The 23845-nt window shown below is 25.5% G+C and carries 19 protein-coding genes; all 19 read right to left on the bottom strand.

The window, feature by feature from the left end; translation table 11 throughout:
• Nucleotides 1-7: 7 nt before the first annotated feature.
• Nucleotides 8-1885: a DNA mismatch repair endonuclease MutL gene (mutL, locus tag RDY08_RS05945; protein ID WP_307903457.1), complete on the bottom strand. Its 1878-nt coding sequence runs from the start codon at nucleotides 1883-1885 to the stop codon at nucleotides 8-10.
• Between the two features lie 157 nt (nucleotides 1886-2042).
• Complete coding sequence (locus tag RDY08_RS05950; protein WP_307903458.1) at nucleotides 2043-2597, bottom strand: ATP-binding protein; 555 nt, start codon at nucleotides 2595-2597, stop codon at nucleotides 2043-2045.
• Nucleotides 2598-2652: 55 nt separating this feature from the next.
• On the bottom strand, nucleotides 2653-3378 hold the full coding sequence (locus RDY08_RS05955; protein WP_307903459.1) for a PHP domain-containing protein: 726 nt from the start codon (nucleotides 3376-3378) through the stop codon (nucleotides 2653-2655).
• Entirely contained in the window at nucleotides 3375-3710 is a 336-nt protein-coding gene (locus RDY08_RS05960; protein WP_307903460.1) for a DRTGG domain-containing protein, read from the bottom strand. The genes RDY08_RS05955 and RDY08_RS05960 overlap by 4 nt, the downstream gene beginning before the upstream one ends.
• Nucleotides 3694-4428, bottom strand: coding sequence for a response regulator (locus RDY08_RS05965; protein WP_307903461.1), 735 nt, complete (start codon nucleotides 4426-4428; stop codon nucleotides 3694-3696). The genes RDY08_RS05960 and RDY08_RS05965 overlap by 17 nt, the downstream gene beginning before the upstream one ends.
• 138 nt (nucleotides 4429-4566) lie before the next feature.
• Entirely contained in the window at nucleotides 4567-6261 is a 1695-nt protein-coding gene (locus RDY08_RS05970; protein WP_307903462.1) for a proline--tRNA ligase, read from the bottom strand.
• Between the two features lie 79 nt (nucleotides 6262-6340).
• Entirely contained in the window at nucleotides 6341-6835 is a 495-nt protein-coding gene (locus RDY08_RS05975; RefSeq protein WP_307903463.1) for a lytic transglycosylase domain-containing protein, read from the bottom strand.
• A gap of 2 nt (nucleotides 6836-6837) precedes the next feature.
• On the bottom strand, nucleotides 6838-7296 hold the full coding sequence (trmL, locus tag RDY08_RS05980) for a tRNA (uridine(34)/cytosine(34)/5-carboxymethylaminomethyluridine(34)-2'-O)-methyltransferase TrmL (protein ID WP_307903464.1): 459 nt from the start codon (nucleotides 7294-7296) through the stop codon (nucleotides 6838-6840).
• Nucleotides 7293-7649 carry a DUF1893 domain-containing protein gene (locus RDY08_RS05985; RefSeq protein WP_307903465.1) on the bottom strand — a complete coding sequence of 119 codons (357 nt, stop codon included), beginning with the start codon at nucleotides 7647-7649 and terminating at the stop codon, nucleotides 7293-7295. The genes trmL and RDY08_RS05985 overlap by 4 nt, the downstream gene beginning before the upstream one ends.
• A 62-nt stretch (nucleotides 7650-7711) precedes the next feature.
• The gene (locus tag RDY08_RS05990; RefSeq protein WP_307903466.1) at nucleotides 7712-9379 is read right to left on the bottom strand and encodes an ABC1 kinase family protein; all 1668 of its coding nucleotides are present in this window, start codon (nucleotides 9377-9379) and stop codon (nucleotides 7712-7714) included.
• Between the two features lie 13 nt (nucleotides 9380-9392).
• Nucleotides 9393-9953: a crossover junction endodeoxyribonuclease RuvC gene (gene ruvC / locus RDY08_RS05995; protein ID WP_307903467.1), complete on the bottom strand. Its 561-nt coding sequence runs from the start codon at nucleotides 9951-9953 to the stop codon at nucleotides 9393-9395.
• Nucleotides 9954-12080 (bottom strand): glycogen debranching protein GlgX, encoded by a 2127-nt coding sequence (gene glgX / locus RDY08_RS06000; protein WP_307903468.1) that lies wholly within the window; start codon nucleotides 12078-12080, stop codon nucleotides 9954-9956. It abuts the gene before it with no gap.
• Nucleotides 12067-12426 carry a hypothetical protein gene (locus RDY08_RS06005; protein WP_307903469.1) on the bottom strand — a complete coding sequence of 120 codons (360 nt, stop codon included), beginning with the start codon at nucleotides 12424-12426 and terminating at the stop codon, nucleotides 12067-12069. Before RDY08_RS06005 ends, glgX begins: the two co-directional genes overlap by 14 nt.
• 302 nt (nucleotides 12427-12728) lie before the next feature.
• Nucleotides 12729-13448: a substrate-binding periplasmic protein gene (locus tag RDY08_RS06010; RefSeq protein ID WP_307903470.1), complete on the bottom strand. Its 720-nt coding sequence runs from the start codon at nucleotides 13446-13448 to the stop codon at nucleotides 12729-12731.
• A gap of 130 nt (nucleotides 13449-13578) precedes the next feature.
• Entirely contained in the window at nucleotides 13579-14298 is a 720-nt protein-coding gene (locus RDY08_RS06015) for a substrate-binding periplasmic protein (protein WP_307903471.1), read from the bottom strand.
• Between the two features lie 282 nt (nucleotides 14299-14580).
• On the bottom strand, nucleotides 14581-15420 hold the full coding sequence (locus tag RDY08_RS06020; RefSeq protein WP_307903472.1) for a protein kinase domain-containing protein: 840 nt from the start codon (nucleotides 15418-15420) through the stop codon (nucleotides 14581-14583).
• A gap of 8 nt (nucleotides 15421-15428) precedes the next feature.
• Nucleotides 15429-17648 (bottom strand): PP2C family protein-serine/threonine phosphatase, encoded by a 2220-nt coding sequence (locus RDY08_RS06025; RefSeq protein WP_307903473.1) that lies wholly within the window; start codon nucleotides 17646-17648, stop codon nucleotides 15429-15431.
• 51 nt (nucleotides 17649-17699) lie between these two features.
• Nucleotides 17700-22583 (bottom strand): PAAR-like protein, encoded by a 4884-nt coding sequence (locus RDY08_RS06030; protein ID WP_307903474.1) that lies wholly within the window; start codon nucleotides 22581-22583, stop codon nucleotides 17700-17702.
• A 26-nt stretch (nucleotides 22584-22609) separates the two neighbouring features.
• On the bottom strand, nucleotides 22610-23686 hold the full coding sequence (locus tag RDY08_RS06035; protein ID WP_307903475.1) for a hypothetical protein: 1077 nt from the start codon (nucleotides 23684-23686) through the stop codon (nucleotides 22610-22612).
• Nucleotides 23687-23845 lie beyond the last annotated feature (159 nt).

Raw genomic sequence — 23845 nt, forward strand, 5'->3', positions numbered from 1 at the left:
TAATCTCCTACTTTCTTCTAAATTTTCTTTCCAACTCATCAAAAGATATGTTTATTATAATTGGTCTTCCATGTGGACAAGTATATTTTCCTATTTTATGCAATTTATCTACCAACTCATACATAGCTTCTCTTGTTAATATTTGTCCTGCTTTTATCGCTCCTTTACAAGACATAGAAATAATTATTTTTTCTCTAATATCTTTTACTCCGCTATTTTCCATTAATGATTTTAATATCTCAAAAAATATATTTTGAAAACTTTCTCTAAATTCAAATTCTGGAACATTTCTTATTAGAATTTCATTTTCTCCAAATTCTTCAATTTCAAATCCTATTTTTTTGAAATTCTCTAAATTTTCAAAAATCGCTTCCTTTTCTTTTATATTGACCTCTACTGAAATTGGAACTAGTAGTTCTCTAGAATATAATTTATTATTATAAAACTTTTCTTTTAGCTCCTCATATAAAATTCTTTCATGAACAATATGTTGATCATATATTGATAATTTATTATCTTTTTCTATTAATATATACATATTATTTAATTGTCCTAACAATTTATAATTTCTCTCTAGTTTATTATATTCTTTTTCCGGCTCTTTTACTCCATAAAAGCCTTCTTTTTTTTGAGTATTCTCTTCATAATTTTTATAAGACTTTTCTATATTAACTCTATCAATAATCTTTCCCTTTAAATCAATTTTATTATCTACACTTTTTTCAATTAATACATTTTCCCTCATTTCATTTCTAGCTAAAGAATTAAATAATTTATTTTCTTCAAATTTTGGGACTTCATATCTATTATCATTATAACTATTTTTACTAGGTTCATTACTTTTTTCTAAATCACTCTCTTTATACTCTGCACTATCATTTCTCTCTTCATTATTAAATATAACATTTGGAAGCATCTCTTCTTCATTTGTACCTATCGCTTCCTCAACTGCTGTTTTTATATCTTTAAAAACCTCTTTTTCATTTTCAAATTTCACTATTTTTTTTGAAGGGTGTATATTAACATCTATTTTATTAGGACTAATCTCATAAAAAATTATTGCTACTGGAAATTTTCCTTTTATTAATTTTGTATAATATCCTTCTAAAACAGCTTTTTCTACCAATAATGATTTCGCATATCTTTTGTTAAAAAATGTAAAAATATAACTTTTACTATTTTTTAATATATCCATATTCCCTAAATAACCATATTTAAATTTTTTTAAATTTTTCAAAATATTTTTTCCTAATAATTCTAATATTGTGTTTTCTATTCCATTCCCAGTAGTAAATAATACTCTTTTTTCATCAATATGTAGTTCAAAAGATACATTATAATTAGATAATGCTTCTTTAAACGCAACATCTTTTATTTTTCCATATTCTGTTTGTTTACTTTTCAGAAATTTTAATCTTACTGGTGTATTATAAAAAAGATCCTTAACTTCTATTTCTGTTCCCATATTTTTAGAAACTTCTTTGCTATTTCTGATTTTTCCACCATATATACTTATTTCATTACCTACTTTTTCAGTTCCAATTTTCGATGATATTTTTAATTTTGATACTGCTGCAATACTTGCAAGAGCTTCCCCTCTAAATCCATATGTAGATAAATTAAAAATATCATCTTTATTTGATATTTTACTAGTTGCATGTCTTTCTATACATAAAAACAGATCATTTTTTGTCATGCCTATACCATTATCTACTATTTTTACATATCTACCACTGTTTTTTATATATATTTTTATAGAAGTAGCTTTTGCATCTAAACTATTTTCTATAAATTCTTTTATCATTGCTGCTGGATTTTCTACTACTTCTCCTGCGGCGATTATATTTGATACTGATTCATCAAGTATTTTTATTTTATTCTCCATTTTATTCTCCTAATAAGTACTTTAAAAAAATTAATAAGTCTTTTTTTGAAAAAATATAAACATATTTACAAATTTACTTTTTTAATCTACCTAATTTCTATTCTTTTATAATTATACATTACCATATTATTTTTCAGAATTCAAGCAAAATTTACTCTTAAACTATCCCTAATCCTTCCAATATATTTCCAATTATATCCTTCAAAATTGGAATTACTTCTATATTATTAAGAGCTATGCCTTCGCCCAATATATCTTTCAATTCTTGAGTTGTTAATTTTTCTTTGCTATTTTCATTTTCAAACATAAATTCCCACTCTATATTTACATTTGCTGTTATTAATCCTACAATTGTTCCGCTTATATCTCCCAATGGAAGTATATCTATATTATCAGTTTTAAACATTGCTTTTAATTCTGTCCCTACACCTTTTTCTGATTTAAAGGATACTGCTCCTCCAGTTATTTCTGTATTCTGTTTTAATAATGGTAATCCTAATCCAACTTTTCTTATTTTTTTGTCCCTACTTGTATAAAATGGATCAAATATATGATCCATTTTTTCTTTTTCAATTCCTTCACCATTATCTTTTATATAGAATATAAATTCTTTTTTTTCTTTATCTAATTTAATTTTTAATATTATATCTTTTGAATTTGCTTTTATCGAATTATATGATATATCATATATATGATCTGCAATTGTTCTCATCTTCTACTCCTTTTATCTTAATTTTACCATAAACTTAAATCCTTAAAAAAAATATTTATCTTACTATATTTATCTCCCCTTTATTTATCGCTTTAAAAATATCATCTATATCTATATCTAATTTCTCAAATTCAAAATACATTTTTGCTTTTTCTATTGTATTTACAAAATGAGAATCAGAAGATGAGAAAATTGGATACTTTATATCCAATTTATTCACAAGTACATCTATTTTCTTTTTCATATATATTTCAATCCCATCAAATTTTAATTCTGGTATATACCCCAAATTTGATATAATACTATTACTTCTGTCTATATGAGCAGGAACTGCTAATCCGTTATTATTTTTTATTAATTTAACAACATCTTCTATCCCTAAATCTACAGAACCACTTAAAAATTCTTCTGCTTTTTCAACATATTCATCCTCTTTATCTAAAATTAATTGATATCCATATATATCTTCTCTATTTTTAATTTTCGGCAAATGATTATATATCACTTTTGTTACATTCTCTAAATCCTCTAAACATTTAAAATAACCTAAAGTATGAATTCCTTCTACAGTTTCAATTTCTATTCCAGGAATAAAAATCAATCCTTTTTCATTAGCACGCATTTTAAAAACTTTAGAATTTTTATTTGAATTATGATCTGTAATAGAAAATATTTTTATGTCATTTTCTATTAGTTTATCTATAATATTATTGGTTGTCATCAATAAGTCTGCACAAGGAGATAATACAGAATGAATATGTAAATCTGCATAAAATTTCATCCTTTTATTCCTAACTCAAATAACTTCCCTACAACATCAAAACTATCTTTATTTGTTTCAAATACAGATATTGACTCCTCTTTGGCCTTTTTCAAAAATTCATCATTTGCTTTGTGTCCCTCTGTAATAATTACAGCTTTTAAATCTAACATTGAAGCTACCGCTACCACATTCATATTATTATGAACTGTTACCCAGATACTTCCTTCTTTTGCTTTTCCCATTACTTCACTTAATAGATCACAGCAATATCCATTTTTTATGTTAACATCTTCACATAAAAATTTAGAATTTAAACCTATTTTTTCTGATATCTCACTTAATTTTGGCATTTTTTACCCCTTTCCTAATATCATTTAGTATATATATCCATTCCTCTAAAAAAGCATCATCAAATTCAACCAACTCTAAATCAACAGCTTCTATCTTTTCTTTTAACAAATTTAATCTTATATTTACAAATTCATCTTCTATTTTTTCATTTAATGTATTAATATTATCTTTTAGCATATCAAATAATTCAATATCTTTTCCATCTTTTATTTTCATGATAATTATTCCTATATTTTTTATATATTCATCCAACTTACCACTATCTTGTTTTATAGTCGTATATTCTGTAATTATATTTTTTATTTGTTGTTTCCTCACCTCTTCTAAAAAATCTACATTTCCATAATATACTTTTTTAATAGCATTTTCCAACTCATCCTTTAGAAATGGTTTTACTAATAAAGCTTTTGCTCCTCTTACAGCTGCTTGAATTTTTATATTTTCATCTACAGATGATGTCATTATAATAATTTTAGATTCTCTATTATCTGATTTCAAATTATTTATATCGTCCATCATTTCAAACCCATTTTTATTTGGCATTTTTACATCTATAAGGATTACTTCTGGTCTATTTTTTTTATATTCTTCTAACCCTTCTACACCATCTGAAGCTAAATAGATATTTTCAACTTCTAAGTCTTTTAACATTTTTGGCAAAATTTCTCTAATGACTTTTGAATCATCCACTATTAATATAGAATTTATTTTTTCCATTAGCTCCCCCTTCTGATAAATAGAAACTTTTTTGTTCTACTCTTCCCTTTGTTAAAGGTGAGGTTAGGCAATATCTTTAGCTTCCCAATATTACTTTATATTCACAAGCTCTTAAAGAAAATAGAACAGTTACCTGCTCTATTTTATAAGTTTATTTATATAGTTTAACAATTCTTCTATTTCTATATCTTCTTTTTCTCCTGTTTTTCTATTTACAACCTCTACTTTTCCAGTTGCAATTCCTTTCCCAACTATAACTTTCACAGGAAATCCAATAAGGTCTGCATCTTTAAATTTAAATCCAGCTCTTTCTTTTCTATCATCAATTGCAACTTCTATTCCGTTCTCTTTTAAATTATTATAAAGTTTTTCTGCTACTTCAACTTGTTCTTTATCTTTCATATTTACTGGTATTACATCTACAATATATGGTGCAATTGATATTGGCCATATTATTCCACTTTCATCATAATTTTGCTCTACTGCTGCTGCCATTGTTCTTGATACACCTATTCCATAACACCCCATTAACATTGGTTGTTGTCTTCCATTTTCATTTATAAAATTACATTTTAATGCTTCACTATATTTAGTCCCTAATTTAAATATTTGCCCAACCTCTATTCCTCTTGCACTGTTTAATACTCCATCACTACATCTTGGACATTTTTCTCCTAATTTTACAATTCTAATATCTGCAAAAGTTTCTACGCTATAATCTTTATTATGGTTTGTATTAATATAATGGTTATCTATATCATTTCCGCCAGTTACATAATTTTTCATATTTTTTATTGTTTCGTCTGCTATTATTTTTAATTTAACTCCTACAGGTCCAAGAAATCCTTTGTGTAAATTTAATTTTTCTATTTCAGCATCGTTTGCTAATGTAACTTCTGATACTTTTAATAAATTCTTTAATTTAACTTCATTTACTTCATAATCTCCTCTAATTAACACCATATAAAATTCTTCTTCTGTTTTAAATATCATAGCTTTTACTGTATTGATTTTCTCCACTCCTAAAAATTCTGCTACTTCTTCAATTGATTTTTTATTTGGAGTTTCTACTTTTTCTAACTCTTTTAACTCTTCGCTATTTTCTTTTGCTACAAATTTACTTTCTGCTTTTTCTATATTTGCTGCATATTCACATTTATCACAATACAAAACTTCATCTTCTCCAGAATCAGCTAATACCATTATTTCATGAGTTGTATCTCCACCAATATTTCCTGAATCAGCTTCAACTGCTCTAAATGTCAAGCCACATCTTGAAAAGATATTGTTATATGCTTCATGCATATTTTGATACTCTTTTTCTAATGAGTCTTCATCAGTATGGAAACTATATCCATCTTTCATAAAAAATTCTCTTCCACGCATAAGACCAAATCTTGGTCTTCTTTCATCTCTATATTTTAATTGAATTTGATATAAATTAATAGGCAACTCTTTATATGATTTCACTTCTCTTCTAACAATATCGGTAACAACTTCTTCATGAGTAGGCCCTAATACAAAATTTCTATTATGTCTATCTGTCATTCTCATCATTTCGTCACCCATTTTATCCCAACGACCTGACTCCTGCCATAATTCTGCTGGTTGCAATACTGGCATTAATATCTCTTGAGCTCCTGCTTTATCTAGTTCCTCTCTTACTATTCCTTCTATTTTTCTTAAAACTCTATACCCTAACGGCATATATGAATATATCCCACTTGCAAGTTTTTTTATCATTCCTGCTCTTAATAAAAGTTTATGACTAATTACTTCTGCTTCTTTTGGTGTTTCTTTTAATGTATGTACAAATAATTTTGAAAATCTCATTTCATTCATCCTTCCTTTGATTTATTTCTTTATTTTTTTATTTTCTTACATATAATAATATCAAAATTCATATCTAAAGTCAACGAAATAAAAGACTATAAAAAAATCTATAAATCTTAACTTTCCAAACATATTTTCGAGTTTCAGATATTTTTTTCCACTGTTCATTTTCTATCCTAGAAATTCCAGCATTATAAGCTGCTAAAATCTTCTCAAAATCTCCATTTAAATTTTCATATAAATATTTATAATAAATTACACCTATTTCTATGTTCGTTTTATATTTATACAAATCATTAATATCAAACTTAATTCCTCTTTTTTTAGCTATCCATTTTGCTGTAGATGGCATAAGTTGCATCATACCAACTGCTCCTTTTGAAGATATTGCAGTTTCTCTAAAATTACTTTCAGCTTTTATTAAAGCTAATATAGATATTCTTTCTACATTATATTTCTCAGAAATTTCAGTAACATAATTTATATATTTAACTGGAAATTTTAATTTTGAATATAATACTCCTAAGCTCAAAATTAAAACTAATAATAAACTAATAATAAAAAATTTTTTCATATTTAATCTCCAAAATTAAAATTATTTTGCCTCAATGCCTCGTATAATATTATAGCTGCTGTATTCGATAAATTCAGTGATCTTCCAATTGGAAGCATTGGAACTGTTATACAATTATTTTTATTTTTTTCTAAAATATCTTCTGGAATCCCTTTTGATTCTTTTCCAAAAACTATAAAATCATTACTATTATATTTAACATCACAATATTTTTGTTCTGTTTTTGTAGTTGCAAAATAAAAATTAGAATTTGGATATTTTGCTATCAATTCATCTAACGAATCATGTATAGATAATTTTACATTTTTCCAATAATCTAATCCTGCTCTTTTTATATGCTTGTCGTCAATAGAAAAACCTAATGGTTTTATTAAATGCAAATTCGTATTTGTAAGCACACAACTTCTCCCTATATTTCCTGTATTATATGGTATTTCTGGTTCTAATAAAACTATATTCAATTCTCCTTCACCCTTTCCTTTAAAATTTTTACTATCTTTTCTACATCATCCTCTTTATTAAACAGTTCTTCTGTTTTACAATTTATACGTTTTACTATCTTATCATATTTATATTCTATATTATATTTTTCTAAAAGCTCTTTAGCTAATTCACTTAATAAATGTGCATAGATTTTTTTTACATTCATCTTTATAATGAATGCTGCTGCTGCCTTCCCAATAATTTTATCTTCTATTTCAATTTCCTCTGTGTTCAAATTAAATTTTTCTATAAAAATTTCTGCATCAAATAAAGGATATATCCATTTTTTTCTACTTCTAAAAATAATTTCATTATTTTTTAAAATTCTCATTGTGTCTTGCAAAATCTCACTTCCTTTCTATATATTATTATTCAAATATTAAAAGTTATAATTCAACTTTTAAAAGTATCAATAACTAATACCATCCCAAAAAAACCAGCAATCACAAATCCTGAAATACCTAATATTGAATACCCATGTATACTAAAGCCTGTACGACTTTGTATCAGCATAGATGACCCAATAATAATAGCCGCTATAATTATACTTGTAGATAACTTATTTATTGTTTTATCAATTGTCGCATTAAACTCTTTAACATCTTTTGATTTTATTTCTATTCCTATTTTATCTTTTTTTAATTTTTCAAATAAAACTCCCATATTAATTGGAAATCCCTCAAAAAAATTATCATAATTTTTAATTGACTTCAACATCTTTTTCCCAACTCTTTCTGGAGATAATTTTCTAATTAATAACTTTTTTACAAAAGGTTTGGCCACTTCAATCATATCAAAATCAGGATAAAGAGCTCTTCCTATTCCATCTATCGTCATTAAAGTTTTTCCCATAAGAAAAAAATCTGCTGGAACATATATTTTATACTTAATAACTATATTTGACATTTCATATATTAATTTACCAATATTTATATTTTTTAATGACGTGTTATAATACTTTTCCAAAAGCTCTCTCATTTCACTTTTTAGAGCTCTCTCATTTAAATCATCAGGTAATGTATCAAAATTTTTAAAAGCATTTAATATTTTCACTATATCTTTTAATACAATTCCTTCTAAAATTTCTGCCATATTTTCTTGAGCTTCTTCGTCTAAAGTCCCTACCATTCCATAATCAATAAAAACTATTGTATCTTTTCCAACTAAAAAAATATTTCCTGGATGAGGATCAGCATGAAAAAATCCATCTTCTAAAATTTGTTTTAAAAATATATTCGCACCTAATTTAGCTAAAAATTCTCCATTTTCTAAATTTCCATCTAAAACATCATATAATTTTTTCCCTTTTACAAATTCCATTACTAATATATCTTCGTTAGTATAATCCCAATATATCTTAGGAACTTTAAAATTTTTAAATTTTTTAAAATTCATTCTTATTATATCATTATTTTTTCCCTCAAGAGTAAAATCCATCTCTTTTTTTATACTTTTTGAAAATTCATTTACTAATTTTACAGGATTATAATATGCTAATTCAGGAATTTTCTTTTCAATAATTACTGCTATATTATATAAAATTGATATATCTAGCTCCACTATATGGTCTGTATCTGGTTTTTTTACTTTTATTACTACTTCTGTGCCATCATTTAACAATGCTTTATGCACTTGTCCAATAGAAGCTGACCCCAACACCTCTTTTTCTACTTTTTTAAATACCTTTTTATAATCTTCGCCATAATTCAGATTTAATATCTCTTCAATTTCGCCAAATTCTATCGGTTCTATTTTATCTTGTAATTCTTTTAATTGTTCTATATAATCCATTGGTATTAAATCAGGTCTTGTGCTTAAAATCTGTCCAAATTTTATAAAAGTAGGTCCAAGTTCTTCAAAAGCCAGCTTTAATCTTTCTGCCCCTTTTAATTTTTGTTCTTTACCTTCTTTACTTTTGATTTTTAAAATTTTCTTTCCAGATTCAATATAATATTCCACATTTAATTTTTCTACAACATGCCCAAATCCATATTTAAACAATACACTTAAAATATGTCTATACCTTCTAAAATATTCTACTTTTCTCCTTAATCCAATCATATAGAACACTCCCTTATTTTAACAATTTTCTATATTCTTGTGCTGTCATTTTACTACTTTTTATTTTTGGAATTTTGTTATTGCTCTTAACTGATTCCATTCTACTATTTTTACTGTTAATATGAACTATTGCAATTGCTAATGCATCTGCAGCATCATCAGGTTTAGGAATTTCTCTTAATCCTAATAACTTTTTTACAATTTCTTGAATTTGCTTTTTGTCAGCTCTTCCATAGCCACAGACACCCATTTTAACTTGCAACGGCGTGTATCCATAACTTTCTATATTATTTCTTTCGCAACACAAGACAATTACTCCACGTGCTTGCCCAACGCTAATAACTGTTTTACTGTTTTTAAAATAAAATAGTTCTTCTATTGCTATTGAATCAGGTTTATATAATTTTATTATTGTCTCCAATTCATCATAAATTTTATTTAATCTCTTTGGCATTTCGTCATCTTTAGATGTAAAAATACATCCATAATCTAATACTTTAAATTTATTATTTTCAAATTCTATTACTCCATATCCAACTATTGCAGTTCCTGGATCTATTCCTAAAACTATCATTTAATAGTTCATCCTAGAAATAAGTATTATTGAGCTTCTAGCTTTTACTTTATAAGTTTTAGCTTTTATCTCTTTAGGGTTATCTAAAAAATCTTCTCCCATTTTTTTTGAACTGTCTACAACTAAATACCATTTCGTGTTTTTCATCTTAGGAATTTCAAACTCTATATCTTCCCAATAAGAATTTAATGCTACATAGATATTGTTATCATTTTCAATTTCTCCTGAAAAATCTTTGCCACTTATCATAAAAGCTAACGAATGAGATTCATTAGACCAATCAGGTTCATTTAATTTTGCTCCATGCCATGTTATATCGGGAATATCATCTCCTGAAAAATCTTTGCCTTTAAAAAAAGCTTCCCTTTTAAAAGATGGATGATTTTTCCTAAATTCTATCATTTTTTTAAAAAATCTATAAACATCTTTAAATTCTTCTTTTTTATCCCAATCAAGCCATGTCATTTTATTATCTTGACAATAAGCATTATTGTTTCCATTCTGAGTTCTGCAAAACTCATCTCCCATTAATAGCATTGGAATTCCTTGTGATACAGTCATTATAACTACGAAATTTTTAATTTGTTGTTTTCTTAATTTTATAATTTTTTTATCCTTTGTTTCCCCTTCTACTCCATGATTCCAGCTGTTATTATCATTTGCTCCATCTCTGTTTTCTTCACCATTATTTAAATTATGTTTCTCATTATATGAAACTAAATCCCACATAGTAAATCCATCATGTGCTGTAATAAAATTTATGCTATGATATGGCTTTCTACCATATTTTTCAAACAGATCAGGACTCCCAACTATTCTTGTGGCTAAATCTCCCACTTGTCCATTTTCTCCTTTGATAAATTTTCTTACAGTATCTCTAAATTTACCATTCCATTCTGCCCAACCTACTGGGAATTCTCCAACATAATATCCACCAGCTGCATCCCAACCTTCAGCTATTAATTTGCTCCCAGAAATTATAGGGTCATCTGCGATATCTTTTAATAATGATAGGTCTCCTATCCATTCTCCGTTAGCACCTCTTCCCAAAATAGCTGCTAAATCAAATCTAAATCCATCTACATGCATTTCTGTAACCCAATATCTCAAACTATCTATAACCATCTCTTTTACTACAGCATGACTACAATTTAATGTATTCCCTGTACCTGAATAATTAGAATAATATCTTTTATTATCCTCCAAAACATAGTATACATTATTATCTATTCCTTTGAATGAAATAGTTGGTCCAAACTCATTTCCTTCTCCAGTATGATTGTATACCACATCCAAAATAACTTCTAAACCAGCTTTATGAACAGCTTTTACAAAATCTTTAAATTGAAACACTTGCTCTCCTAATTTTAATCCATAACTATAATTTCCTGTTACAGCAAAAAAGTTTAATGGGTTATATCCCCAAATATCCTTTAATCTTTCTCCTGTTTTAGGATCAGTATTTATTATAGAATTCACGCTAAATTCAAAAATTGGTAACAACTCTATTGCCGTTACTCCCAAATCTTTTAGATATGAAAGTTTTTCTACAATCCCATCAAAAGTTCCTCTATTTTTCACTTTAGAATTTTTATTCATGGTAAATAATCTAACGTGCATCTCATAAATTATTGTTTCTTTTAAAGGAATTCTAGGATGAATATCATTTTCCCAATTATATATTGAGTCTTCTACTATTACGCTTTTCACTTGTGAATATTTAGAATCTAAATTTGAGAAACTTAAATCCCTCCTTCTATTTTCTTTTTCATAGCCATATATACATTCCAAATTACAATCTATAGTTCCAGCTATTGACTTAGCATATGGATCAATTAACAATTTATTAGCATTAAATCTTTGCCCTTCCTTAGGTAGATAAACTCCTCCTACTCTCCACCCATAAAACATTCCATGAAATACATCTTCTACAAAAATATGCCATATATCTCCAGTTTTATTTATATTTTTATCTAACTCTATTTTAAATAGAGGCTCTTCTGAATAGAACTCCTCATAAATTTCTAAAGTAACAGATATTGCATTTCTTGAAAATATTGCAAAATTTGTTCCAAATCCCTCTACAGTAGATCCTAATATAGGTTTCCCTTTTTTAGTTTTCGCCATTATTTCCCATCCCCTCAATAATACTTTCATTTTTTTCTTTTTCTTCTTTCAATTCATTTTCGACTATTTTTAATTTATATTTTAATTTTTCATTATTGCTTTTACAATTTTTTATTTGTGCTCTTTGATTTTCGACTATTTTTTGCAATTCCTGTACTTTTATCTTTTCTAAAACTACTTTTTTTTCAACATTTTTATATTTGCTACCTATTTTTTTCCTTTTTTCTCTTTCTCGTTTATATTTTTCAAATGTAATTTTTTCATCAATTTTTAAAATTAATTTTAAAAAATTTTTCCCTGTTTTTTTCATTATATTATATACTTTGTTTAAAATTAATTCTCTCATTTTTATCACCTCAACAATATTATCTTTAAAAATTTTCTTTATTTACTAGGAAAACATAAATTTATTCAGAAAATAAGCTGCACTGTTTTTTTTAATATACAATTTTTCAGATGAAGCGTAGCTTATTTTTTATTAATTTACTTTTCAAAAAATATAAAAAAAAGGGTGACAAGATTAATCTTGTCACCCCAAGTCTTACGCTACTTCCAGTAAGACCTAATGAAGTTGTAAAATTATTATACAACATTTTTACTAGTGTGTCAAGTTCTTTTTCTATTTAAGATTACTTTTTTTGCCTTAAATCAGTTGGATTTTTCAAATCTCTTTAATATCTCATCGAATTTCCCATTCTTTCTAATTTTTTTTAATCCAGCATTAAAATCTTTAACCATTCTTTCTGAATCTTTATTTTTTTTAGTAAAAAGTAAATAGAATGAATCACTAGATAATTCACCTATTTTATTTTTATATCTATTATTCTTTAATCCTCTCATATAATATTTAAAAACTCTATTTTCAGCAGCTATTACATCTACTATACCAGCTGTATATATTTTTATTAGATTTTTCGGCATAGAAACTTTCATCTTTTTTAAATTACTTTTTTCAAACTCTTCTGTATAAAAGTACCCTGAAACAACACCTATTTTATATCCTTTTAAATCTTTTAAAGTATTATATTTTATATTTTTATAACTAAAAAAACTAACAGTTATATCTATTATTTTATCAGTAAACAGATAATCTTCTCCCCGTTTTGCACTATAATATCCTCCTAAAACAGCATCATATATGCCTTTTTTCACTAAAGCCAAAGCTCTCTTCCACGGCATAAATTTTATTTCGCAACCGTACCCTTCTTCTTTTAATGCTTCTTTTACTATTTCGCTTAAAATCCCTTGATTCTTTAAAGAGCTTCCATGATATGGTGCCCATTCATCTGTTGCAAATACGATTGTTTTTTCTGAAAAAGAATTAGTAAATAGAATTATAAAGCTAAATAATATTATTATTTTTTTCATATTACACCTCCACTCTTTTATATGCAGCGTATAATTTTTATAATAAATTTAAATTCTATTTAATTATACTTTATTAATGAAGGAAAATCAAAATTTTATTTTTAAACAATATTACTTTTTTAGCCTTAAATCAGTTAGATTTTTCAAATCTCTTTAATATCTCGTCGAATTTCCCATTTTTTCTAATTTTTTTTAATCCAGCATTAAAATCTTTAACCATTTTTTCTGAATCTTTATTTTTTTTAGTAAAAAGTAAATGTAATGAATTAGTAGATAATTCACCTATTTTATTTTTATATCTATTATTCTTTAATCCTCTCATATAATATTTAAAAACTCTATTTTCAACAGCTATTACATCTACTATACCAGCTTTATATATTTTTATTAGATTTTTCGCCATAGAAACTTTTATCTTTTTTAAATTACTTTTCTCAAACTCTTCTGTATAAAAGTACCCTGAAACAACACCTATCTTATATCCTTTTAAATCTTTTAAAGTATTATATTTTATATTTTTATAACTAAAAAAACTAACAGTTACATCTAGTATTTTATCAGTAAACAGATAATCTTCTTCACGTTTTACACTATAATATCCTCCTAAAACAGCATCATATATACCTTCTTTTACTAAAGCCAAAACTCTCTTCCACGGCATAAATTTTATTTCACAATTGTATCCTTCTTCTTTTAATGCTTCTCTTACTATTTCACTTAAAATCCCTTGATTCTTTAAAGAGTTCCCATAATATGGTTCCCATTCATCTGTTGCCAATACAATTGTTTTTTCTGAAAAAGAATTAGTAAATAGAATTATAAAGCTAAATAAGATTATTATTTTTTTCATATTACACCTCCACTCTTTTATATGCAGCGTATAATTTTTATAATAAATTTAAATTCTATTTAATTATACTTTATAAATGAAGGAAAATCAAAATTTTATTTTTAAAGTTTAAAAATATATCATATCTTATTTTTTAAATAAATTTATACTTTCCTAGTAAATTAAAAAGATGACCTCTATAGACTCTAGAGATCATCTAATTACTAATAAAGCGAATTACTTTTATAAAAACAAGCCACAATTAAAATATACAATAAAAAGTTTTTTATCTTACCATAATACTCATCTCATTATCAATTTTAATTCTTTTCTTAACACCTTTATGTTTTTAGCTCTTTTTTTATAATCTAAATCCATATTTTTCAATATTATCTTATCTAATAATTCAACTTTATCTTTCCTTTTTTCTAAAAACAACTCATCCTCAACAACTCTATTTTTCGCCAAAATAGGGATTTTCTTATTCAGCATATAATATATTGTAGCCGCAATACTATATACATCTGAATAATAACCCTGTTTTGTATCATCTTCATAAAATTCTATTGGTGAAAATCCATTACTTATATTTATCCTTTTATTTTTTGAGTTTATATGACTTACTGCTCCAAAATCCAATAATATTGGTCCATCTTTTGTTATAATTATATTATTTGGCTTTATATCTCTATGTATATATTTTTTCTTATGCAGATACTCAATTGCATCTAATATTGGATATATATTTTTACAAATCTCTTTTTTTATATTTATTTTCCTTGCCTGTATATACCTCTCATAATCTAATCCTTTATAATATTTCGTCACTATATATACAGTATTATTTTCCTCAAATATTTCTTTGAATTTTACTATATTTTTATGTGATATCTCTTTTAATACTTTTCCTTCTTTTCTATAAGACTCTTTTGCTTCTTCTAAAATCCCTTTGTTTTTATTCACAACTGTTTTATTATCTAAGTCTCTAAAGCAACCTTTTACAAACATCTCTTTTATTACAAACATTTTATCAGTTTTCAATTCTACACATAAATATATATTTGATATATCTGTTCCTGCTATTCTCTCTTTCACTTCATATTTATCTTTTAATTTTATCCCTTTTTTTAATGATAATTCCAATTTACCTCCTAAAAAATACCCAATATCTTTTTCTTCTTTTTAGCATCTTTTATGCTTTTTTCCATTTCCATATACTCTTTTGTCTTTTCCAAACTTAAATAACTATTTTTTGCTATTTCATAATTTGCTATTGCATCATCATATTTCTTTTGTTTGAAAAATGTATCTGCTAATTCTTTATAACTATTTGCTTTAAAATATTCTCTTTCTTCTTCTACTTTTTTTAATTTTATATCTAATTTTCCTGCTTCTTCATACTTTTGTACCTCTTGATATGTTTTCTTTGCTTTTTCATATTTTTCCTTTGCTCCATCAAAATCTTTTGCTCCCAGTGAGCTATCTCCATCAGATTCTATGCTTTCTGCATCTTTTATCTTTGCCTGTTTTAATAATGATAAATTAACTAGTACTAATTTATCATTAACATCTTTTTCTTTTAAATTAAGTCCAACCTCTTTATATATGGCTTTTGACTCTTCATATTTACTTTTTGATCCTGCTAAATCTTCTCCTGTTTTTAATTGGTCTCCTTCACTTTCTAAATTTATTGCTGTTAATATCCTTTTTATCTTCTCTAATTTATCTTTCATTTTATTCTCTTTTTCTTTAGATTTAGCTTTCTTATAACTTTCTTTTGCTAATTCAAATTTTTCTATTGATTTTATATACTTTTGATTATTATATAACTCTTCTCCAGCATTTTCGTCTTGTTTTGCATTATTCAATATCTTAGATTTTTCTAGTTTTGACGTTATCTCTTTTGTATCATATTTTTTCACTTTCAAAAAATGTTCTTTTGCTAATCCATATTTTTCTATTGATTTATCATAATTTTCATTTGAAAAATATATATCTCCTACCTTCTCCAAATCTTTTGCTTTACTCATAGTTTCCACATTAAATATACTATTATCTATACTCTTACTATCTGCACCTTCTATTCCATCCAATAATTCTTTTGCTTTTATATAATTTAATTTTGCGTTTATATAGTCACCTGATTCATAATAACTATTAGCTATTAACAATAATTTGTCTGATTTTTCTAATTTCTCTGTTGTTTTTATTTTACCTTTTACTCTATCTTCATCTTCCTTCTTATCTAATTGAGTATATACCGCTAACGCTTCATTATAATTTTCTTTTGCAGTTACATAATCTTTTTTTAATAAACTATCATCTCCATTTTTTTCTACATCTTTTGTTTTTTGAAATTCTACTTCTTTCTCTTTTAATTTTTCTGATTTTAGCTGTTCTAACTTTAATTTTTTAGCCTTTAATTTTTCCAATTTTAATTTTTCAGCTTTTAATTTTTCTAGTTTTAGCTTTTCAGCTTTTAATTTTGATATTTTCATTTGCTGCATTTTACTCTTTGCTATTTTTATTTTATTTAAATGATTTCTAAATAATAATACCCCTACTATTAATACTATCACTAATGAAGCTGCCACTATCGTCTTTGTATTTACAATGCTTTTCTTTACATTTTCTATAAATATTTTCTGGATTGATATTGATACTATTGTATAATTATTTAGATGCGGATTCTCTTTTTCTAGCATCATATTCTCTAAATTCATTACAAAGCTCTCTACATCTTCACTTGCTTTTAATATATCTCCTATTTCTATATCTTTCATATTTTCCCAATATCCTACTGTTGCTAATAATAGCATATCGCCTTCTTTTAATTCAATTTTTTTATTACTTATATTCATTTTTAACTGTTTCTTTTTCCCTAAATACTCATATAAATTATTTTTTTCTATATTTTGGTTTATATTATTTTTTTCTACTTTCCCTAATTTTAGCATTAACTCTGCTACACTATGGTCTTTTGTTCTATAAAGTAAATTGTCTTTTCTATAATGATACAATCTTGTATTACCTATACTTCCATAAATAATCGAATGATAATCACTTATTATTACAACTATACTTGCTTTTAATAAATTTATTCTTGTTTCTTTTAATAACATCTCATTTGCTGTCTTCAAGTATCGCTTTAATGTTTTCTTACTCATTTTTGGATTTTCTGTGAAATCTTCTATTATACTTCCTGCCACTATTTCAGCACTTAATTTTTCTTCATCTGTGTCTAATCCATCAGCTAATAACCAACATCCATAGTCATCTAATTCTACATATGCAAAATAATCTCTATTACTTTTTTTACTCCCTTCATTTGTTACAAATTTAGTTATAAATTTACTATTTTCTTTTCTCATCTATTTTTCCTCTCCCTATTTAATTTTATTTTATTTTATATTATTTTTCTTTTATCCTTTTACTTTCTCTTGACCTGGTTTACTAATGGTTATCATCCCAGCCCACATGCAACTACACATTGATTTATCTGTTAATACTGGTATATACCCTATCGTTACTTTTTGATGCGGATTACTCCAAGGTGCTACTACTTGCGGAATACACGGCATTGGTTGTAATTTCCCATTCGCTGCCGCTGTTGCTGCTGCTACTTGTGGATTTGCCATGCTTTTACATTGCCCAAATGGAGATATATTTGCCATTGGTTTATTATCCATCATTGTCGCTACCAGCTGCCCGCCTATTGTTACTTTCATATTTTGCATTACTGTTAAACTCCCACTGCTACTTCCAAATGGACATTTTAATTTTGCTCCCTGACATACATATTTTATTCCCATTAGACTTTGACTTGCTCCGCTTGATGAACTTCCATCTTTATCTTTTTTCCTCTCTCTTTTTTTACTTTCACTTTTTTCATTTTCTGCTACTGCTTCCTCTGCTTTTTCTTTTTCCTCTTCCTCTTTTTCATTTTCAGCTTTCGTCTTTAAGCTTAATAATTCATCTGATTGAATAAATAAAAATCCATTCTCTATTCTCTCATCTAGCTTTATATAACTATTTTCCTCTATCTCTTTTACTTTTGATAACTCCTCTTCTCTTACTCCATTACTTATTTTTCCATTTTTCAATATATATGGTGGCTCTAATTCTAACCATATTCCGTGATTTCCCTCTTTAAAATTATCTATCTTTATTATTTTATTAGCTTCTTTTGAAGATTTTATTAATACTTTCCTATACAATGGTAATTTTTCAAATATATTTCCATCTCTATCTTTATAAAGATATCTGTTTATTTCATCTGCAAAATCTATATCTTTTCCTACTCCTTTTCCATCTATATCTATTTTAGTAAAGCCTATGTTTTCTCCTAATTTATATGGTATATATACTTTTGTTCCTATTTGCAATCTTTTAGCTTCATCTTTTGTAAATGACTGTCCTTTTTTATTTAATAACTTTCTCCATTTTGAACCTAATCCTAAATATTTTTCTGATATCTCATATAACGTATCTCCTTTTTTTACCTCATATACCTCTTTTGCTCTATGACCATATCTCTCCTCTAGTTCTATTGGTAATGATATGTTATAATCTCCATTTTTATAATTCCATATCTCTATTTTATAGAAATCTCTTATTATTAATTTTTCTTCATATAATTTTACTGATGTATCTTTAACATCTTTTCTTATTAATATTGTTAATTTATCATCTCCTAAATCATAAAGATATATTCTCCCTGCTTTGTCTGCTAATAATTGATATCTTAATCCTTTTTTGCATAACTTCATCAATAATTGTGTATCTTCTGTTTTTAATTTTGATTTTACGAAACTTTCTTCTGATTTTATTTCATCTTCTGATATATCTTTTTTATCTATTATTACCATTCCTTTTCCCAATGTATTCATATTTACTATTAATGGTGCTCCATTTACTATATTATATTTTATCCCTTTATTTGAGCTCATTCCTGTTCTGTCTTTACTACCAAACAGCACTCCATATCCTACCCCTAAATCTATTCCATAATCTTCATTTCTAAATTCTTTTATTAATAATTTTTCTCCATAATTTTTTCCATAGACTATTTCCAATTCACTATTTTCTAAATCATATATATAGCTATTCTTTTTCTTATCTTCATAATAATATTTTTCTCCATCCTCTTTTACATAACTTATATTTTCTCCTAATCTTTCTTTATTACCATTATTATATTTCAAATAAATACATTCTTGTTGCCATTTATCTTCTTTTGAATATTCATAAGTCGATATTGGCATTATTTTAAATTCATATCCTTTTTCATCTATATTTTTCTCTTTTTTTATTGAGCCTAAAATTATATTTTTATCTAATAAGTCTATCCCATAATCTTTCCTTTTATATTCTTCTATTTCTAATATATTCCACTCTTCTCCAAATTCTCCATAATATATTGTTACTGTTGGATTTTTAAAATGTCCAAAAAAACTACTTATTTTATATACATATATTACACTTAATATTTTATCTTCCTTACGTTGTATCTCTATATATATTTTCCCATCCTTTGATAACTTTTTTATTCTATCTTTGTAACTTTTTTTATTTTCTTTTATTATAGTTTCTATTGCTTTCTCTGATTTCAATTCTAATTCCTCTAAAAAATCTTCTATTTCAATTTGATTTTTTATATCTGTTCCTAATTCAAATTCATCTATCTTTATATATTCTGTCATTTTTTCTTCATTAAAACTCTTTCTATTATTTGTATTTGATAATATACTTATTTCTCCACTTGATTCTTTTTTATCTTCGTAGCTTCCTTTTAGTTGGTTGTAATTATTATAACCTTCTGCTATTGAAACTTTTATACTAAAATCTAACCCTATTAATTTTCCAACTATATATTTACCAAAAATATCCTTTCTATCTGAAAATTTAAATTGTATCTCTACTTTATCAAATCCTATATTTTTAACTTTATAATATTTACTTATATCTATATTATCTAATCTATTTCCTATCTCTTTTTTATCAAAAGGATTCAATTCTTTTAATAAATAACTCTTTAAATCTTCTGAATTACCAAATTCATCCAATGTTATATCTAATTTTAATATCTCTTCCTTTAATTTGTTTATCTTATTATCGTCAAACTTCCACTCTAATTCGTCATACCCTCTATAATTTGATTTACTCATTTTTATCTTAGAAGATAAAAAATCACTTAATAATAAATTTACTATATAATCATCGCTATATTCTTCTACTAATTCTCCTTCTTCATTTAAGTAAGTGGCAAATTTACATTCAAACGAATACTCTTTTAACACTTCTTCTGGATAATTTGAACTTTTTTTCAATTTATTTGATTTTGTTTTATAGATATATTCTATTAGGTTTTTATTGATTTTATAGTTATCTTGTATGTTTTTTATTATTTGTAATAAATTTACAAAATAATTCTTCTCTACGTTACTTATTGTATTATAAAATTCTTCAAACTCCTTTTTCTCTTTTTTATTCAATTCTTCTTTTTCCCACTTTGATAATAATTCATTATATATTATTATTATCTCATTAGAAAAATTAGTTGAATAAACTCCTGGAGTAATTGAATAGCCTCCTGAGGAAATTAATGTATTGTATAATATTAAATTTTTACTCTTTATTTTATAACCTTCTCCTATATTCTCCAATTTATAATTTTTCATATTACAATCTAATATTGCTTCTGAATTATCTTTCTTTTTATTTATTTCTACTCTTTCTTTATTTAATATTTCTCCTGATGTCTCCTTTAATAAATAGATAAAATCTGATTCTTTTAACTTTATTTTCTTCCCATCTTTATCTTCTATTTCCAGTCTGTTTTCTGCAACTTCTCCTATTACATCTCCTTTTTCTGTTATATATCCTATCTCTTTTAATCCATTATATACTCGTTTGTAGTTTGAATCTTTTAATAAATTAAATAATACTCCTATTGCTGCTCCTATTCCTAAAGCTATTAATCCTGGTAATACTCCTGTCCCTAATAGTACTCCTCCTATTAATTCATATGCTACTCCTATACTTATATTCTTTACTGTCTCTACTGTTATCTCTCCTGCATTTTTATACTTCTTATCTATATCATCATATGTAAATTCTACATAATCTTTTATATTTGAATCTTTTGAATAAAATACTGCTCCTTTTTCTCCATATAATAATCCACTTAATCCTGATAAATCTCCTCCTTCATTTAATCCTACAAATCTTATATTGCTATCCTTATTTTCATATTTTATTTTACTATATACTAATTGCAATACATCCATTTCATCTGGTAGTATCTCTTTTTCATCATTTTTGCTACCTTTATATGCTATTACTATCTCTTTTTCTTTTTTCAATACTAATACTTTAAAATCTGTATTTGACATATTAAATTTTCTTATTAAGCTTATTTCTTGTGTTCCTGACTTCTCTTTTTCCTTTAACTCTTTATACTCCTTTTCTGTTAGCTCTTTTTCTAATCTCCCTACTAATTTTTTATCCTTAACTCCCCCTATATTTTTTCCTAATAATCCTCCTGTTGATACAGCAGATAATGCCCAATTTTTTCCTCCGCCTTTATTTATTGCTGTTGATATATCCTTTATTTGGCTACCTGTTGGGACTAAACTTAATATTGCTTTTTCACTTCCTTCTAATATATCTTTTTTGACACTCTTTTCTAATAATTTAAAACCGCTTTCTACTCCCTCTTCTGCAAATTTTAAATTTACTCCTATTGGTATTAGATTGCTTGCTACATCTACTACTGTCATTGCTATTTTTAATTTTGCTTGTTTTTCTTTTGTTTTCTCTATCTCTTCTCTTGTGGGATATAACTTTGGTCTATTTGATTTATTATCTTTTCCTACCATTTCACACATTCCATCATATAAGCTATCTTTAAAATCTGATATTACTTTATATTGATCTCCTCCATAGATTACTTCCCAACCTTTTAATTCTTTTCCTTTTCCTGATATGTCTTCTATACATTCCATTCCTAAGCCTGCTTTTCTTCTCATGTTTTCATAACCAATAGATGTATCTTTTTCTGTTAATTCTTCTATTGATTTATTATATGCATTTGGTATGTAAATATATTTCCAATCTTCTTGATTTTTATCATCAAATCTTATAAATGATTTTGGCGTTAGTAGGTCTTTTAGTTTGAAAAAACTTTTTGACCCATCTTTATTAATTTTCATTAATTCTGTAAATTGCCAATCCAAATTTGTTAAATTACTAAAAACCAGTAATTCTTTATCTGTTATTTTTGTTGAATTATTAATATTTTCCATTTTTAATATCATCTCCTTTTTATTATTTAATAAATATAATTTTTATATTTTATCAATTTAATATTTTGTTTCTTTAAGTATTTATAATCTTCTAATTTATTATTTTCCTTTTCTTCTTCATATTCTCCTCTTAATTTTAGCCTTTCAATAGAAAGAATAAGAGATATATAATTTAAACTATATTTAAAATTCCCTGTATCAAAAGGGTCTAACTCCCCCTTACTTATCATATTCATTCTTTTTATTAATTCTTTTTCACTCATTTTTTTTACTTCTTCTCCTAATACTTCACTCATCTCTTTCCTTAATTTCATTGGTGGTAAATATACTGTTTCTCCTTCTACTTTTACCTTTTCATCTGGCATTATAAATATTTCCCTTTTATATTTCCTATAACTTGGCGCCAATACTCTCTCATCTATGAATATTACTCCCATTTCTAAATATTTAAATAACCCTTCCTCTTTTAAATAATTTATATATTTAAATATTTCTTCTCTTCGTTTTTCTTTCTCTTCTTCATTATTTATCTTATCAAATATGTAAATATATAGTGTTACTTCCAAATGAATTAAATCTTTTTTATCATTTTTTTCATCTTGAATAGCTTTTTTAAAATCATATTTTTTTTTGCCAACATAAAAATTATTATTTGGTACATCTGCTTTTTTCTTATATTTAACATCAACTTTTAATCTTACTCTATTCCCAAATATTTTTTTCACTTTTTGTATCAGATACTCTTCTGCACTATCATTCATTTTTTGAATCCAATAACTATCTCCTGCTTCATTATCTAATATTCCAAATGTTCCTATATCTACACTTGCACTCCCTTCATAATATTTATCTCTTATACCATTTTTTAGTTTTGATTTCGGATATATTCTCGCTTGATAAAACTTATCTTTATATGCTTTTCTTATGCCTATTCTGTCTACTATAAACTCTTCTCCATATTTCTTTAATAGACTTTCCTCTATTTGCTTCCTTACCTTTTCTGCTTTTCCTCCTCCTTGTACTCCTATAAGTTTTGGAACTAAATATACCATTACTAATACTATTATTGCTAATACTATTCCTCTTGCTTGTTTTTCTGTCATTCTTTTTCTCCTTTCTAATTTTCTTATATTTATTTCATCTGATTTTTTATACTCATTTTTCTTTAGCAGATGTTTTTAGTTTTTTTTATATCTATTTAGATTATTTTATCTCTATTTTTACCTCTTCATTTCTTTGTCTTGATACAAAGAAACGAAACA

It is taken from the genome of Haliovirga abyssi, assembly GCF_030295325.1.
GTDB classification, from domain to species: Bacteria; Fusobacteriota; Fusobacteriia; order Fusobacteriales; family Haliovirgaceae; genus Haliovirga; species Haliovirga abyssi.